This window comes from uncultured Negativibacillus sp. (assembly GCF_944388365.1).
GTDB lineage: Bacteria > Bacillota > Clostridia > Oscillospirales > Ruminococcaceae > Negativibacillus.
Map to the genome: position 1 here is coordinate 1 of NZ_CALXIN010000049.1, position 13,817 is coordinate 13,817.

Annotated in this window: 18 protein-coding genes and 1 pseudogene; 8 read left to right on the forward strand and 11 right to left on the reverse strand. The window is 52.8% G+C overall.

Annotated elements, in window-relative coordinates; all coding sequences use genetic code 11:
* The 3 genes from Q0L39_RS07510 to Q0L39_RS07520 all read left to right on the forward strand — a co-directional run.
* Window positions 1-330: DHHA1 domain-containing protein (locus Q0L39_RS07510; protein WP_296628031.1), on the forward strand; the 330-nt coding region annotated here is incomplete at its 5' end.
* Between the two features lie 110 nt (window positions 331-440).
* On the forward strand, window positions 441-779 hold the full coding sequence (locus Q0L39_RS07515) for a histidine triad nucleotide-binding protein (protein ID WP_296628033.1): 339 nt from the start codon (window positions 441-443) through the stop codon (window positions 777-779).
* Between the two features lie 30 nt (window positions 780-809).
* Window positions 810-1,346: a phosphoribosyltransferase family protein gene (locus tag Q0L39_RS07520; RefSeq protein WP_296628035.1), complete on the forward strand. Its 537-nt coding sequence runs from the start codon at window positions 810-812 to the stop codon at window positions 1,344-1,346.
* Window positions 1,347-1,474: 128 nt separating this feature from the next.
* On the opposite strand, the gene Q0L39_RS07525 is transcribed toward Q0L39_RS07520, so the two are convergent.
* Together Q0L39_RS07525 and Q0L39_RS07530 are read right to left on the reverse strand one after the other, a co-directional pair.
* Window positions 1,475-2,641: an amidohydrolase gene (locus tag Q0L39_RS07525; protein WP_296628037.1), complete on the reverse strand. Its 1,167-nt coding sequence runs from the start codon at window positions 2,639-2,641 to the stop codon at window positions 1,475-1,477.
* A gap of 17 nt (window positions 2,642-2,658) precedes the next feature.
* On the reverse strand, window positions 2,659-3,822 hold the full coding sequence (locus Q0L39_RS07530) for an amidohydrolase (protein WP_296628039.1): 1,164 nt from the start codon (window positions 3,820-3,822) through the stop codon (window positions 2,659-2,661).
* A gap of 308 nt (window positions 3,823-4,130) precedes the next feature.
* Here Q0L39_RS07530 and Q0L39_RS07535 point away from each other — a divergent pair, with 308 nt between their 5' ends.
* Together Q0L39_RS07535 and Q0L39_RS07540 are read left to right on the forward strand one after the other, a co-directional pair.
* A complete protein-coding gene (locus tag Q0L39_RS07535) occupies window positions 4,131-4,976 on the forward strand; it encodes a M23 family metallopeptidase (protein ID WP_296628040.1) in 846 nt (281 codons plus the stop codon).
* An 84-nt stretch (window positions 4,977-5,060) separates the two neighbouring features.
* Window positions 5,061-5,582, forward strand: coding sequence for a hypothetical protein (locus Q0L39_RS07540; protein ID WP_296628042.1), 522 nt, complete (start codon window positions 5,061-5,063; stop codon window positions 5,580-5,582).
* 52 nt (window positions 5,583-5,634) lie between these two features.
* On the opposite strand, the gene Q0L39_RS07545 is transcribed toward Q0L39_RS07540, so the two are convergent.
* The 3 genes from Q0L39_RS07545 to Q0L39_RS07555 all read right to left on the reverse strand — a co-directional run bounded on the left by Q0L39_RS07545 (window position 5,635) and on the right by Q0L39_RS07555 (window position 6,834).
* Window positions 5,635-6,021: a hypothetical protein gene (locus tag Q0L39_RS07545; RefSeq protein ID WP_296628044.1), complete on the reverse strand. Its 387-nt coding sequence runs from the start codon at window positions 6,019-6,021 to the stop codon at window positions 5,635-5,637.
* A 95-nt stretch (window positions 6,022-6,116) separates the two neighbouring features.
* Window positions 6,117-6,323 carry a hypothetical protein gene (locus tag Q0L39_RS07550; protein WP_296628046.1) on the reverse strand — a complete coding sequence of 69 codons (207 nt, stop codon included), beginning with the start codon at window positions 6,321-6,323 and terminating at the stop codon, window positions 6,117-6,119.
* A 1-nt stretch (window position 6,324) separates the two neighbouring features.
* Window positions 6,325-6,834, reverse strand: a complete 510-nt coding sequence (locus Q0L39_RS07555; protein ID WP_296628048.1) for a GNAT family N-acetyltransferase — start codon at window positions 6,832-6,834, stop codon at window positions 6,325-6,327.
* Between the two features lie 177 nt (window positions 6,835-7,011).
* Between Q0L39_RS07555 and Q0L39_RS07560 the strand changes: the two are divergent.
* A pseudogene (locus Q0L39_RS07560) lies at window positions 7,012-8,844 on the forward strand (TIGR03960 family B12-binding radical SAM protein); the annotation flags it as partial.
* 102 nt (window positions 8,845-8,946) lie between these two features.
* Entirely contained in the window at window positions 8,947-9,567 is a 621-nt protein-coding gene (locus Q0L39_RS07565) for a TIGR03936 family radical SAM-associated protein (RefSeq protein ID WP_296628062.1), read from the forward strand.
* A 118-nt stretch (window positions 9,568-9,685) separates the two neighbouring features.
* Here Q0L39_RS07565 and Q0L39_RS07570 read toward each other — a convergent pair whose 3' ends face one another.
* The 4 genes from Q0L39_RS07570 to Q0L39_RS07585 all read right to left on the reverse strand — a co-directional run bounded on the left by Q0L39_RS07570 (window position 9,686) and on the right by Q0L39_RS07585 (window position 11,657).
* A complete protein-coding gene (locus Q0L39_RS07570) occupies window positions 9,686-10,723 on the reverse strand; it encodes an IS30 family transposase (protein ID WP_296628049.1) in 1,038 nt (345 codons plus the stop codon).
* A gap of 59 nt (window positions 10,724-10,782) precedes the next feature.
* Window positions 10,783-11,052, reverse strand: coding sequence for a helix-turn-helix transcriptional regulator (locus tag Q0L39_RS07575; protein ID WP_296628051.1), 270 nt, complete (start codon window positions 11,050-11,052; stop codon window positions 10,783-10,785).
* 80 nt (window positions 11,053-11,132) lie between these two features.
* Window positions 11,133-11,384 (reverse strand): hypothetical protein, encoded by a 252-nt coding sequence (locus Q0L39_RS07580; protein ID WP_296628053.1) that lies wholly within the window; start codon window positions 11,382-11,384, stop codon window positions 11,133-11,135.
* A gap of 24 nt (window positions 11,385-11,408) precedes the next feature.
* Complete coding sequence (locus Q0L39_RS07585; RefSeq protein ID WP_296628054.1) at window positions 11,409-11,657, reverse strand: helix-turn-helix transcriptional regulator; 249 nt, start codon at window positions 11,655-11,657, stop codon at window positions 11,409-11,411.
* Window positions 11,658-11,812: 155 nt separating this feature from the next.
* Between Q0L39_RS07585 and Q0L39_RS07590 the strand changes: the two genes are divergently transcribed.
* The gene (locus Q0L39_RS07590; protein WP_296628056.1) at window positions 11,813-12,475 is read left to right on the forward strand and encodes a hypothetical protein; all 663 of its coding nucleotides are present in this window, start codon (window positions 11,813-11,815) and stop codon (window positions 12,473-12,475) included.
* Between the two features lie 70 nt (window positions 12,476-12,545).
* On the opposite strand, the gene Q0L39_RS07595 is transcribed toward Q0L39_RS07590, so the two are convergent.
* Window positions 12,546-13,034 (reverse strand): peptidoglycan-binding domain-containing protein, encoded by a 489-nt coding sequence (locus tag Q0L39_RS07595; protein WP_296628058.1) that lies wholly within the window; start codon window positions 13,032-13,034, stop codon window positions 12,546-12,548.
* 148 nt (window positions 13,035-13,182) lie between these two features.
* On the reverse strand, window positions 13,183-13,629 hold the full coding sequence (locus Q0L39_RS07600) for a phage holin, LLH family (RefSeq protein ID WP_296628060.1): 447 nt from the start codon (window positions 13,627-13,629) through the stop codon (window positions 13,183-13,185).
* Between the last annotated feature and the right edge of the window lie 188 nt (window positions 13,630-13,817).

Here is a 13,817-nt window from a genome sequence, read left to right on the forward strand (position 1 = left end):
AAAGGCGTGCGCTATATCCATGCAATCCTCAAAGATACCGCTTCGGACAGCCTGCGCACCCTGGGCGATCAGGTCAAAGCCGATGCACCGGATGTTGTTGCAGTCTTTGCAGCAACCAATGAAGGCAAGTCGAGCGTTCTGGCAGTCTGCGGCGCAGATGCAGTCAAAGCCGGCGCACATGCAGGCAAGCTCATCAAGGAGATCACTGCACAGCTCGGCGGCAAAGGCGGCGGCCGTCCTGACAGCGCAATGGGCGGCGTAGCAGACCTGTCCAAGGCCGAGGAAGTGCTCTCCGGCGTTGCAGGAATGCTCGAAGGTATGTTAAAATAAAACAAAGCCAAAGGGAGGATGCGGACAGAAAACCGTCCGCTCTTCTCGGAGGATTTTCTGCTGTGAGGAGCGATTGCAGCAGAAACAATACAAAACAAGGAGGTAATTTCATGGCAGATTGTTTGTTTTGCAAGATCATCAGCGGGGAGATCCCTTCCAAAAAACTGTATGAGGACGACAAAATCCTTGCGTTTTATGACATTTCGCCGATTGCACCGGTTCATTTTCTGGTAATTCCAAAGGAACACATCCAGAGCGTCGATGCCATTGACGAGAAAAACAGCGAGATCGTGGCCTATATCTTCCAGAAGATCGGACAGCTTGCCAAGGAAGCAGGCATCGAAAACGGATACCGTGTCATCTCCAACTGCGGAGCAGACGCAGGCCAGTCCGTTTTGCACCTGCACTTCCATGTCATTGGCGGCAAGGAGCTGAGCTGGCAGGCATAAAATGCCGCAGTTAAGAAAGGATGACAGAGGATGGAAACATATCATCTGAAGGTAGCAGGTCTGGAGCGCGACCTGCCGGTCTGCCCGTTGGGCAACGGCGTTTCGATTGCAGGCTTTGTCATGTTCTCCGATGTAGAGCTGACCGTCGCCTGTGCGACCGAGCTGCTCAAAAAGGTGCCGGACTTTGAGGTCATGCTGACCGCCGAGTCCAAGGGCATTCCGCTTGCCTATGAGATGTCCCGCCAGTGCGGCAAGCGCTACATTCTGGCAAGAAAGAGCAAAAAACTGTACATGAAAAATGCCGTTGAGGTCGAGGTAAACTCGATCACCACCAGCGGCCTGCAGAAACTGTACCTGTCGGGCGACGACATGGAATTTCTGCGCGGCAAAAAGGTGCTGCTGGTTGACGACGTCATCAGCACCGGCGAGTCGCTGCACGCACTGGAAAAGCTGACCGAGAAAGCCGGCGGCATCATCTGCGGCAGAGCAGCAGTGCTGGCCGAGGGCGATGCAGCAAACCGCGACGACATCGTTTTCCTCTCGCCGCTGCCGCTGATCCACGAATAATTTGGCGCAATAAAAAAGGACTCCTGTGGGAGTCCTTTTTTTGCTGTTAAAAATTGCCGGTAGCTTTTTTATTTCTACATACGGAAAGAGGCTCCCTAAAAAGGGAGCCTCTTTTATAAACCATAAGATTACAGCGTGTTATGTACAACCTTACCGTCGATGATGGTCATGCGGCACAGGCTCAGGCTGCTGAACGGATGTCCGTCAAAAATGGCGATGTCTGCATCCTTGCCGACTTCCAGCGAGCCGACACGGTCCTCCATACCCAGCGTTTTTGCCGGATTGATGGTGATGCCTTCAAAGGCGGCCTGTTCGCTCAGACCGCGGCGCATCAGCATACCGATAGTCGCCGGCAGAATGGAGGTCTGAGAGCCAGTGTCGGCGGTCAGCGATACGGTCAGTCCAGCCTCGGAGAGGATCGCCGGATTTTCCAGCTTCATGTTCCAGATCTCCATCTTGGATGGACTCCACAGGTACGGACCGATGGTGCAGCGGACGTTGCGGGCTTTGAGCGCGTCGGTAATCATGTAGCCCTCGGTGCAGTGCTCGATGGTGTAGTCCAGATGGAATTCCTCGGCGATGCGGATGGCAGTCATGATGTCGTCGGAGCGATGTGCATGGAAACGACAGCGCATCTCACCACGGACAACAGGAACCAGTGCATCCAGCTGGAAGTTTGGCTCCGGCAGTTTGCTAGGGTCGGTTTCACCGGCTTTGAGACGGTCGGAGTAATTCTTTGCCGCATACAGGGTCTGGCGGATCAATGCAGCAACGCCCATGCGGGTCATTGGATATTTGCGGTCGGTGCCGTAGCAGCGCTTTGGATTTTCGCCCATGGCAAATTTCATCTGCTCGTGTCCCGGGACGATCATCTCCTCGGCGGTAGGAACGTCGCGCAGTTTGACAACCGTTCCGGTGCCGCCGATGACGTTTGCAGAACCTGGCAGGATGCAGACGGTGGTAAAACCGGCGTCACGCACCTTGCTGATGGCGTAATCTTTCGGGTTGACCGCGTCCATAGCGCGCACCTGCGGAGTGACAGGGTCGCTCATCTCGTTGCCGTCGAGTGGAATGGACGGGTTGGAGTTTGGTTCGTTAAAGTTGGAAATATGGGTGTGGCAGTCGATCAGACCTGGAGTGACCCAGCAGCCGGAGGCGTCGATGACCTCGGCGCCCTGTGGAACAGCGACGTCTGCACCGACAGCTTTGATCTTGCCATCTTCGATTAAAACGGTTCCTTTTTCAAAGGTCTGCCCCGTAACGGTGACAACCTTGCCATTGATAATTGCAATCATCTTTGTCCTCTCCTCCATCACAGGGTATTTTTGTAGACCTCTCCGTCGATCATGACCAGACGGCACAGGCTCATGCTGTCAAATGGATTGCCGTCGAATACGGCGACGTCGGCGTCCTTGCCTGGCTCCAGCGAACCGATGCGGTCCTCCAGCTGCAGCACCTTGGCAGCGTTGATGGTGACGCCTTTGATGGCATCCTCAAAGGACAGACCGCGGCGGATGAAGAAGCCGATGGTCATCGGCAGAACCGAGGTCTGAGAGCCGGTATCGGCGGTCAGGCAGACGGTGATGTTCGGTTCCTTGCTGAGGATACCAGGATTGTCCATGGTGCGGTTGTGGATTTCCAGCTTGCTTGGCGAGGTCAGGTGCGGACCAACGACGCATTTGACATGTTTCTCGTTTAAAACGTCCTTGATTTTAAAGCCCTCGGTGCAGTGCTCGATGACATAGTCCAGACCGAATTCCTCAGCAATGCTGATGGCGGTGAGGATGTCGTCCGAACGGTGCGCGTGCATACGGCAGCGCATCTCGCCGCGGACGACCGGTACCAGGGCATTTAATTTAAAGTCAGGCTTTGGCGCTTTGGAAGGATCGGTTTCGGTTGCTTTGAGTGCGTCCGAATAGTTTTTAGCCTCGAACAGCGTCTCGCGCAGGATGCCGGCGATGCCCATGCGGGTCATCGGCATCTGTTTACGGTTGCCGTAGTTGCGCTTTGGATTTTCGCCGAAGGCAAACTTCATCTGCTCGCTGCCGGCAATCGCCATCTCACGGGCAGTGTGACCGCGCAGCTTGATCGAAATGCCGGTACCGCCGATGACGTTGCCCGAGCCTGGAGTGGAGTAGACGGTGGTAAATCCTGCCTCACGGACGGGAACGATGGCGTAATCGTCGGGGTAGACAGCATCCAGCGCACGGATCTGTGCCTGAATCGGGCCGCTCATCTCGTTGCCATCGGACAGACCAGGCATAGTGCCAGGCTCGCTGAAGTTACAGATGTGGGTATGGCAGTCGATCAGACCTGGAGTGACCCAGCAGCCGGTGGCGTCGATGACTTCGGCGTCCTGCGGCACCGGAATGTCGGGGCCGACCGCTTTGATTTTTCCGTTTTCGATCAGGACGGTGGCTTTGTCGTAGGTCTGACCGGTCACCGTGATGACCTTTCCGTTGATAATCGCTTTCATGATAAAGTGGATTCCTCCTTTGGCAGGATGTACCTGTATTTTCCCTCTTGAGTGGTTGATACAAAAGCGCAGCAATGGATGACCAGCGTTTGGAACGGTGGTTCGTCATTTTCTGCGAATGAAAATCACACCAGTATCATAGCACAACTGGCAATAAAATGTAAATATTGAAGAATAATTTTCATAAAAACAACGTATTTATTGGTGAGGTTTAATAATAATTTCACAACTGCCTGCGGAAGCCTTTCCAGCATATTCGCCCGACAGACGGAATATCCTTTGGTAAAACCAAAAAGGAGGAAGAGAAAATGGGGCAAAGAACAGGGTATCGTCCCAAGAAGAAAAAGAACGATGAGGAGCCATTATTGACCATCCTTTGCTTTCAGATCGGGCTGTGTCTGCTTTCCGCCGCCGTCTTTTTTGCTGCCGTACAGATGGGAGGAGAGGGAAAGGAGCTTGCCTGTCAAAGCGCCCAGCTGCTGTGCGGGCAGACCAGTCAACCGCTGTCCTGGCAGCAGACGCTGGAAGAAACGTGGCAAAAAATATCCTCCTTCTGGCAGGGCGGTGCGGAGGATCTGCTGGAGCGACTGCGGGATCTGATCGCCGACCAGATTGTTCCGCCGGAACAGCTGCCGGAGGTAACTATCGGAGAAAGCGGAGAACAAGCGCTGGACGGAGCAGGCGGAGCGCTGCCGGATGACCTGCTCTCCGCCGCCGAAGGTACGACGCTGGCGCCCTATCTGCTGACCGCCTCGATGTGGTCGCCGGTCAGCGGTCCGGTGACCTCGCAGTTTGGCTGGCGGCTGCATCCGATCAGCGGCGGAGAGGACTTCCATAAGGGAGTGGACATCGCCGCAGCGGAGGGAACCTCCATTCTGGCAGCACTGCCAGGAGTGGTGGAGGAGACCGGCTACAACGACAGCTACGGCAATTTTGTGGTGCTTCGCCATTCGGACAACCTGCGGACCACCTATAACCATTGCAGCGAGATTCTGGTGCAGGAGGGCCAGCAGATGGCACGCGGCGACCGCATTGCACTGGTGGGCTCCACCGGCATTTCCACCGGTCCACACCTGCACTTTGAGGTGGAGGTGCAGGGACTCAAAGCCGATCCGCTGCCCTCGCTTCAGGTGGAGGAGGTCAGTGTGCAGTAAAGGAGGGATAGTGCCACGAAAAAGGAGAGGACACTGCCGCCTATTGAAATGGGCTTTGGCTTTTTTCTGTTTTTGAGTGTCTTTTTGCTGCTGGATAAAAGCAGAATCGGTGTGCTGTGCATTGCGGCGGCACTGTTGCACGAGCTGGGACATCTGGCAGCGCTGGCAGCCTTTCGGGTGCGGCTGCTGCGCATCTGCCTTTGTCCGCTGGGCGTCCGCATCGAACGGGAGGAGAGCTTCTGCCTGGGAGCAGAGCTGTGGATCAATCTGGCAGGACCGATGGTCAATCTGCTGCTGGCGGCGGCAAGCTATCTGGTGGGAGCAAAGATGTTCTCGGCGGTGAATCTGGCGCTGGGATTGTTTGAATTGTGTCCGCTGCCTTCGCTGGATGGCGGGCAGACGCTGTTTTGCCTGCTGCAAAAGCTGCTTCCGCTGCATCAGGCACAGCGCATCTGTGCCGTGGTGGAAGCAGGAATCTGCGTGCTGATTTTAGGAGCGGGCGTCTGGCTGGTGCTCTGGAAGCGCAATCTGTCGCTGATTCTGCTGCTTGCCGGACTGTGTCTGAGTTTGTGTCCGGCAAAGGAGAAACATCAAAAAAGGCTGTGAGAACTTTGATTCTCACAGCCTTTTTGAACATCTATCAACGATGAATGTCAGCTTATACTTTTCTTACGGTCAATACCTTAAAGATCTCAACTGCACCCTGAATATCCTTGACACGGTCGTTGATCTCGTTGACGCTCTGGAATTTTTCCAAAGTGTTGCGCTGTCCGTCGAACAGCTGGCGAAGCTCCTGCTCGATGTTGTTTTCCTGAACGGTTTCGATCTTCTTCAGGCGCTTTTCGATGGCGTCTATATTCTGGGACAGGGTCTTTACATCTTCACGTCCGATCTTGACTTCTGATTTGATCTCGCGAACTTCATCCTTGATTTCGCGCACTTCGTCTTTGATCGATTTTAATTCGTACTTGATCGGGCCGAGCTCGTTGGTCAGTTTGACGTCCAGCAGCTGGCTGATCGCGTCCATCAGTTCTCTGTCAATCATGATAAGTTTCACCGCCTTTATGGCTTATTATACCTGATTTGGAAGTTGTTTGCAAGAAAGAAACAATTTTTTCTTACAATGGGAAAAAATTGCCATTATTTTGGGTGCTCCAGCAGGTCGATGATGCGGTAGAGCGCAAGCAGCATAAGTCCCGCAAATAAAAGGAAAAACACAAGGAAGGTGTGTGGATAGGAGAGGTCAAACAGTGTCGAACCGAGCATCTGTTTTATCATCACACCGACTGCTCCGACAAAGCTGACAAGCGAAGCTACAAGAAGGATTTTTAAGATGTGCTGTTTCATATCAGTTCTCCTTTGCAGGTGAGCGGATAAAGATATAGGAATGGATTTTGTCGGAGTAAGCTTCCTCGACAAAGCCCAGTTTCTTTAACAGGGCGATGCTCGGCAGATTTTCCTTTTCCACCAGTCCCACAATGTCCATGGCAGGAAAGTGCTGTTCGATGGCTTTGATCACCGCAGTCAGCAGCTCGAAGGCGTATCCTTGCCGCCAATGGCGGTAGGAGATGGTGTAGCCAAGGGTGATACATGGGTCCGCTTCGTTTACAAACAAAGACAGGTCGCCAATCAGTTGGTTGTCCGACAGGCAGATGGCATAGTGCTGTTCCGGCTCCGATGAGGGAAAGGTACAGGAACCGAAAGTGTTGATAAAATCGCGCAAAGCCTCTCTGGAGGTGTCTGTCCAGTGCTGGTATCGGGCACAGTCGGCGTTGTTGCGGTAGTCGTACAGAGTGTCCAGATCTTCGCAGGAAAGGTTTCGCAGAAGCAGACGGTTTGTTTTGAGAAATGGCTGCATGAGTACCACGCTCCTTTGCGTTGGGATGTTACCATTTATTCTACAAAATTTTGGGCTTTTTTACAAGATTTATTGGAGGGAGTGAGCAGAGGGTGGACGTTGATTTTTTGTAAAAAATCATGTAAACTTAAATGATAAGAAAAAAGCTTTGCTACAAAAGATTTTGGAGGACCGTGCATGAAACGAGAACAGCTCCAGCAGATTTTGCTGGATGTGCAGAAGCCCGCGCAGTACATCGGCGGGGAACTCAACAGCGTGATGAAAGACAAACAAAAGGTCGACTGCCGTCTGGCCTTCTGTTTTCCTGATAAGTATGAGGTGGGCATGTCCCATCTGGGAATGAAGATTCTCTACTCGCTCTACAACGAGCGGGAAAACTGGTGGTGTGAGCGCGTGTTTGCGCCCGATGCCGATATGGAACAGTTGATGCGGGAGAAAAACATCCTGCTGTATGGTCTGGAAAGTCTGGACCCAATCAAAGACTTTGACTTTGTGCTGTTCACTCTGCAGTACGAGATGAGCTACACCGCCATCCTCAATATGCTCGACCTGGCAGGACTGCCGGTTCGCGCCAAAGACCGCAAGGGACTCTCTCCGATCGTAGCGGCGGGCGGTCCATGTGCCTGCAATCCGGAGCCGATCGCCGACTTTATCGACCTGTTCATCATCGGCGAAGGCGAGGAGGTCAACATCGAAATCACCGACCTGTACATGCAGGCCAAAAAAGAGGGCTGGACCAAGGAACAGTACCTGAAGGAAGCTGCAAAGATCGGCGGCGTCTATGTGCCTAGCCTGTACGATGTTTCCTACAAGGAGGACGGCACCATCGAGGCTGTCACTCCAAACTGCCCTGAAGCGCCGGCAAAGGTGCAGAAGCGGATCATCGCCGATCTGGACAAGGTCTACTACCCCAAACAGTTTGTGGTTCCGTTTATCAACATCGTTCACGACCGTGCAATGCTTGAGATTCAGCGCGGCTGTCTGCGCGGCTGCCGCTTCTGTCAGGCGGGATTTATCTATCGTCCGCTGCGCGACAAACACTATGACACCTTAAATCAGGATGCGCACAATCTGTGCGACACCAGCGGCTACGAGGAGCTGTCGCTGACCTCGCTGTCCACCAGCGACTACAAGGAGATCGAGCCGCTGCTCGACGACCTGCTCAACTGGACCACCGACGAAAAGGTCAGCCTGTCGCTGCCGAGCCTTCGTGTGGACAACTTCTCCAAGGAGCTGATGGACAAGGTTTCCCGCCTCAAAAAGAGCGGACTTACCTTTGCACCCGAGGCAGGAACTCAGCGTCTGCGCGACGTCATCAATAAAAATGTCACCGAAGAAGAGGTCATGAACACCTGCCGCACCGCCTTTGAGGGCGGCTACACCTCGGTTAAGCTCTACTTTATGATGGGTCTGCCGACCGAAACGATGGAGGACATCGAGGGCATTGCAAACCTTGCCCAGAAGGTAGTCGACCTGTATTACAGCCTGCCGACCCGTCCAAAGGGCAGAGCGGTGAGCGTTTCCATCTCCTGTGCATGCTTTGTACCAAAGCCGTTTACTCCATTTGAGTTTGAAGCGCAGGACACCATGGAGCTGCTGCATGAAAAACAGAAACACCTTCTGGCAAGCGTCAAGTCCAAGAAGATCAGCGTCAGCTACCATGATGCGGACGTCAGCTTCATCGAAGCAATCCTTGCAAAAGGCGACCGCCGTCTGTGCGATGTCATCGAGCGCGTCTGGAAGATGGGCAGCCGACTGGACGGCTGGTATGAATACTTCGATGCACAGCGCTGGTATGACGCTATGAATGAGCTGAATATCGACCCTGCCTTCTATGCAAACCGCCATAGAGAATACGACGAAGTGATGCCGTGGGATCATCTGGATTTCTGCGTCAGCAAAAACTTCCTCATCCGCGAAAACAAGCTGGCACATCAGGAGCAGGTAACTCCGCAGTGCCGTGAGAAATGCTCCGCCTGCGGCGCAAGAGCCCTCATCAAAGGAGAGTGCTGCTCGGACAAGGTTGTCTATGAAAGGGAAGTTGCTCCAATCGAGCCGCCGCGTCCAAAGGTTGACCCGTCGCTGCTGCTCGATCAGCCGCAGAAGGTCAGACTGTTCTTTACAAAGCTCGACCGCGCAAAATATATCTCCCATCTGGACATGAATCGCTGCATGAGCCGCGCCATCAAGCGTGCCGGCCTGCCGGTTTGGTACACCGGCGGATTCAATCCGCACATGTATCTGACCTTCCCGCTGCCGCTGTCGCTGGGCTGTGAAAGCGTCTATGAATGTGTGGACCTCAAGATGACCCAGAAGGTCGATTTTGACCAGATGGTCTCCCGCTTAAATGCCTGCCTGCCTCCGGATATTCAGGTGTTCTCGGCTGGTGAGCAGAAGATGGACCAGAAGGAGATCGCCTGGGCAGACTATGAAATCTGCTTCCGAAACGAGGATGGATTAAAAGAAAAGCTCACTTCCTTCTTTAACCAGCAGGAAATCAAGGTCATCAAAAAGACCAAGAAGGGCGAGAAGGAAATCGACCTCAAGCCGCATTTCTCTCTGGTTTCGATGGAAGAAAAAGAGGGCAAACTGGTGGCAGTGATGCGCTTTGCAACCGGCATCGAGCTCAACATCAATCCGACCTTGCTGTTGGATAACGCACCGTTTAAACTGGACGTTTTGACACTGAAACGCCTGATGGTCTACAACCATCAGATGCAGTCCTTCTGCTAAGGATACAAAACCCAAACCGTCTGTTCAGGGCAGATTGTGCAAACCGGTGAAAATTGGTGAATTGCCAGTGGAAAACGCAAATGTCAATAGTAAATGCGAAAAAATTGAAAATTTATTTTTATAGTGCGTCAAGGCATTCGCGGAAGCACATTGCAGAAGTTTTCCAGCCCAATATTTCACGCGGATAGTTGTTGATCCATTGTTCAAGGTCTTTTATTGCGGCGGTTGATACCTTCCCGAAGTCTGTTCCTTTCGGGTATCGCCGCCGTATCATTCTATTTTGATTTTCGTTTGATCCCCGTTCAAAACTGCTGTACGGGTGACAATAGTAAAAGCGTGTCCGCTTCCCCTTGCGGATCGCGGATTGTTCCAGCCTTTCCACATTGGAGAATTCCCCGCCGTTGTCAACGGTGATTGTTTTGAATACCTTGCGGAAGAGTGCGCCGAACCGCCGTTCTATTCGATCAAGTGCCTTTATGGTGCTTTCCTCCGTCCGATCCGGCATACGCTCTATAATTTCTTGCCGCGTCTTCCGCTCCGTCAGCACAAGAAGGGCTTTCTTTGAAGTCTGCTTCCCGCTGTAAACGGTATCCATTTCCCAATGTCCGAAGACTTCGCGCCCCTCCACTTCGGCGGGGCGTTTTTCTATGCTCTTCCCGCGCGGGGCGCGTTTGGCCGTCTTCACTTTGCGATATTTCCGCTTGCGTTTTGCCTTCTCCGGCAAATCGTTGTTTGTCAGCATAAGGAACACGCCCTTTGTTATGTAGCCGTAAAAGGTGCTTGTGCAAATTGTGGTATTGAATTCCAACCCCTCTAAAGCAATGTCGGCAAGTGCGGCGGCGGGGGATCGGCCTTCTTCAAGCACTTTTCTTTCCAGATATTCCGCAAGGGCGTAATCACGGCCAATTTTCAGCGGTGCGCCTTTTGCCGAAAGGTTTTCACGGTATCGCCTGTGCGCTTCGTCCGGATTATACCTTTCTTCCTCCGTCCAATCTGAATTACGGTGAACCATGCGGGCGCGTTTTACTTCGCGGTAAATAGTGCTGATATGCACATGAATTTCCGCGGCGATCTCCTTTGCCGAATGGCCGTTATTCAATAACGCTTCGATCTTGTAACGGTCTGCCTTTGTCAAATGGCTAAAACAATGCCCCATGCTCCACGCCCCCTATAAACAAAAATAAGGGGCGGTTTCCCGCCCCCCTGCGCCTGAAATTAACTCCTTCTTTTGTCGTATTCGTCCAGCCCTTCCAGCGTGGCCGGATCGGTGAGAATGTCCCGCAAGCTACATTCAAGGGCGTTGCAAATTTTTAATAATGTCGCCAGCTTTGCCCCGTTAATATCCCGCGCGCCTCTTTCGTAGTCTTGCAGGATACGCACGGAAATTTCCGCTGCCGCCGCAAGCTGTGATTGTGACATACCAGCCGCCAGCCGTGCGGCCTGCAATTTCTCGTTTCTATATGCTATTTTAACGCTAATATCCACGCGCCGAACCTCCCTTGACATTTTCGCGTTTTATCGGTTATAATAAAGGCGACGGGCGGGGATACCCGCCGCCGTATCTGTTAGGACTGTTTGTTCTTCTTGTTGGGCTTTATGCTGATTGTGATACGCTCCACCGTTTCACTTTCCAAAGCCTTTTTGAGAAGTTCAAGCAGTTCTTTTATTTGCTCTTCGGTCAATCTTCGCACCCCCTTTCCGGTGGTGTTGTCTTCTCCTTTCGCTTTACTCGGCTTCCCCTTGCCTGTGATTTTATTATACGGCATTTGCCGTATAAAGTCAATAGCTTTCAAGAAAATAAATGCGAAAAACAGCAAAAGCGGCGGGAATTTCCCGCCGCTTCATTCGTTTTCATCATCAATCAGCCAAAGATGGGATACGCCTAACACTTTAGCAATCACTTTCAATTCGTAATCAGTAACAAACCGTGTTCCGATCTCAATTCTTGAAAGGCTGTCCCGCTCCATTGTCACGCCTTCTATTTGCAGTTTCGCGGCTAACGCCTCTTGCGTAAACCTATTCTTTTGCCGTGCTTCCCGCACTCTGTCGCCGCATATATTTTTCCGTCCTTTATAGTCGTATATCTTCACCCACGATCACCCGCGCCCCTCTCGTTGTGCTAAACATCAGCACTATTCTTGACTTTAACACAAAATTCTTGCATAATTGTGTTAAAGGTCAGAATGCAAAAAGTATTCTTCCCTTGTTGCCATAATTTAAGCACACGAAAGGAGCTATTCAAACTATGAAAAAAGCTGTATTGATCTTATGGGGCGTTGGTGCGCTGTTCCTTATTTCTTCAATCCCGCTATTTGTCGAAGGTGATATAGGGGCGGGCGTTTGTGGGATTGTGATTGCCGCCGCGCTGTTTTTTATTGGCCTTCGGAAAAAGGCCGCACGGCCTGAACCAAAGAAAGAACCGCCCGCGGCCACGCCTGCGGCGACGATGGAACCGGAAGAGGCCGCCGCGCCTGCTCCTAAAACAGATACAACCGCACATGTTACACCCGCCGCCGATCCGCGTTCTGCGAAAACAGAAGCCGCCGCACCCGCTCCGGCTTCCGAAGTAAAGCCCGCTTTTGAATTTCTTTCCGTGAAGGTTGCGGGCGTTACCTTCAAGAACGGGCGCAGAAGCCGTCAAACCATCTTGCGAAAAATCCACTTCAAAGACGAACCTTTCGACAAGGGAACAATGGAATTGACTTTGCAACGGGAAGAGTGGGAAGGCAAGCCCGCTTTCGGTGTCTATGTCAACGGCGATCAAATCGGGAATATTCCTGCCGAATATGTTTCCTATGTGAACGACAATTTTTCCCGCCTCGACGGGATCGTAAACATAGAAGTTTACGGCGGCGGCGAAGGCCGGAACTACGGCGCGGAAATAACATTGCGCTTCCGGAATGAGTAACCCCCACAAAACGACAAAAAGCCCCCACGCCAGCCATAAACGGCCAGCGCGGGGGCTTCTCTATGTTCTGTTACTCTTTCCATGTGCCGCCAAGTGCGGCGATCGTGTATCTATCTGCGCTCCCGTTGACAATCAAGCCTTTTGACGCTTGAAAACACCGCACGGCGTAAGCGGTCAACCTTCCGTATGTCCCATCGGCTCCGTTTGTGCCGCAATGGTAATTCCGTTCGATCAAGGCCGTTTGCAATGCCTTCACATCTTCGCCGCGCATAAGGGGTTTTGTCACTTTCAGCACGCGGGCAACCTCAAAGGAACCCGCCGTGGGCGGTGTCCGTTCCGGCTTTTCGCTGTCATGCTCCGATTTTCCCGCCATCTGTTCCGGCGCGCGGGCGGTTTGTTCCTCTTCGGCCTTCACGCGATCCGGCGCGGCTTCCTCGTTCTGCTGGACGGGCGCGGCCTGTTCTTCGGCAACCTTTTTCCGCGTGCGCGTGGTTTTGTTCTCTGTATCCTTCTTCGTCGCGCGCTTGCGTGTGCCTGTGTTTTTTCTCTGTTCGCTCATGCGTAAAACCTCCCGTAATGAAATAAGCCCCCGCCGCCGCGGTTCAGCGGAAGCGGGGGCTTCGTGTATCAGGCGGGCGGCATGTGGCCGCCGCCTCCATCAAACCGCGGGCGGTAAAGGAGTAAACCCGCGCGCGGCGCAATGGCAATTAAGTATTCAGGGCTTCCGCGGTGTCGGTATGCGTCTTCGGAAGCGCAAAAACGGCGGCTTCGATCGCACCGTCAACAATCTTCTTCAAATCGTCGTCGATTTCAATTCCTGCCGCTTCGATAAACTGATATACAAGTTTTGTCGCTTCTTCCTTGCGCTGTCCCTCTTCAATTTTGCTTGTTTTGTAAAGCTGTTCGGCGGCCTCTGTTGCTTTCTGCGCCCACCCGATCACCTTGTCAATAACAGTGATAACGGGAACTTCGGGGAAGAACTCTTGCAGGGTATCGACCACATGATCCGCGGTGTCAAGAACGGTTGTCGTCCCTGTCAGAACGCCGGAAATATTGATCCCCTTCTTTACCAGATAGGGGATCAATACGATCAGCCCCACGAAAACGACCGCTACGACGGCCACAACCACAAGAACAATTACCATGTTATCCATTTTTCAAATCCTCGCTTTCTTTTTGTCGGTGTTTATATTTGTTACTCCTTTACAAGCGTGAGATCGGAAACGCGCACGGCGGCCACGGTCACGCCGCCGTAGGTGATAACGGCGCGATCGCCGTCCAGCTCCGAAACTACATGATCGCGGCTATACACGAAAGAGGCCAGCCCGCCGCCCGTGTAGGT